Source organism: Aquimarina sp. RZ0, assembly GCF_008370685.1.
GTDB lineage: Bacteria > Bacteroidota > Bacteroidia > Flavobacteriales > Flavobacteriaceae > Aquimarina.
The window spans coordinates 1-1,548 of the sequence record NZ_VTZU01000208.1; the positions used below are offsets into that span (position 1 = coordinate 1).

Here is a 1,548-nt window from a genome sequence, read left to right on the forward strand (position 1 = left end):
AATCACAGCAGATATTGCTATTACAGATGAGCTTCGATGTGATTCTAATGGTTTGCCTTTTATTCCAGGTGAGATTACGATTTCTAACCCACAGAACGGTAATGGGACTTATGAGTATAGTATTGATGGTAATGATTTCAATAATACGACAGGTGTTTTCGGAGGATTGACAGCAGGTACATATACCTTATATATACGAGATACCAGCACATCTGCTTGTCCTGTTAATTTGGGTCAGTTGACAATAGACCCCTTACAGGAGGTTACAGATTTGGATTTCAACTTGAGTCAGGTGGTATGTCCTTCTTTAAGTTCTACCGTTGTGGTATCAGCTACGGGTACCAATGGAGCGAGTAGTTTTGAGTATCGTATTACAGCTCCAGCAGTTAGTGTTACAGCTTTTAGCACGAATGACAGCTATACTCTTGCATCAGGTGCTACCTATACCTTTGAGGCGCGAACGACAACAGACGGCTGTATCTATTCAGAGAATATTACGATTTCACCGATAGATCCAATTTCAGTTACGGGTACTGCTACAGCACAACCTACCTGTACTGGCGATACAGATGGTTCTTTATCGTTTAGTGTTTCAGGGATTGATCTGACCACTAATACTTACAGTTATGTAATAACAGGAGGTACGATTGCTGGTTCTATTACGGTAAATAATACAAATACAACACCAACACCTATTATCAATTTAGGAGGAGGCACTTATACGATTACAGTTACAGATGATTTAACAAATTGTACAGCCACTGATACGGTTGTTATAGACGAGCCTGCGGTCTTAGGTTTTACAACGGATGTTACTACTGCGGATTGTGGAGCAAGTACAGGAACTATTACTGTTAGCGCTTTTGGCGGGAATGGGGGATATGAATATGAGTTGAGAGATGCCGTGGGTGTTGTGGTTATTGTAGGGTATCAGACGAATAATGTCTTTACCGGTTTAGCTGGAGGTACATATACTGTTTTTGTGCGAGATGGTAACAGTGCAGCCGCCTGTGATTTTAATAATACGGTAGTTATAGGAGAGACTTTACCTCCATCGATTGCACTTGCCTCTGGCGGCGATGCTTGTTATGATACGACGAATCAGGCGAGTCAGTGGATTACTATTACAGGAGGTGTTGGTCCATATGAATACAGTTTAGATGGTAATGCTCCGGTAGCAGTAGTCTTTTTAGGCGCACCAGCTCCTGCAAATACCTTTGAGATTCCAGGGTTGACACCAGGTACATATAGTGTATTAGTTAGCGATTCTAATAATTGTTCTTCAGGCGCTATTCCATTTACGATAGCAGACGAACTGCTGATTACAGCCTCTTTAATCAAAGATTTGGATTGTAGTGCCAGTCCGGATGCTGAAATAAATGTTACAGTATCAGGAGGCAATGGCGGTAATACCTTTGAGTTGAATACCAATGGTGGGGGTTATGTTGCCTATGGCGGCGGTTTTCCGTTTACTACGACTGTAGCCGGCACGTATCAGTTTAGAGTTACCGATAGCGCAGGCTGTGAGGCAGAGACCTCTATAATTAC

At 42.2% G+C, this 1,548-nt stretch carries 1 pseudogene; it reads left to right on the forward strand.

What is annotated here, in order from left to right:
* A pseudogene (locus F0000_RS27270) lies at positions 1-1,548 on the forward strand (hypothetical protein); the annotation flags it as partial.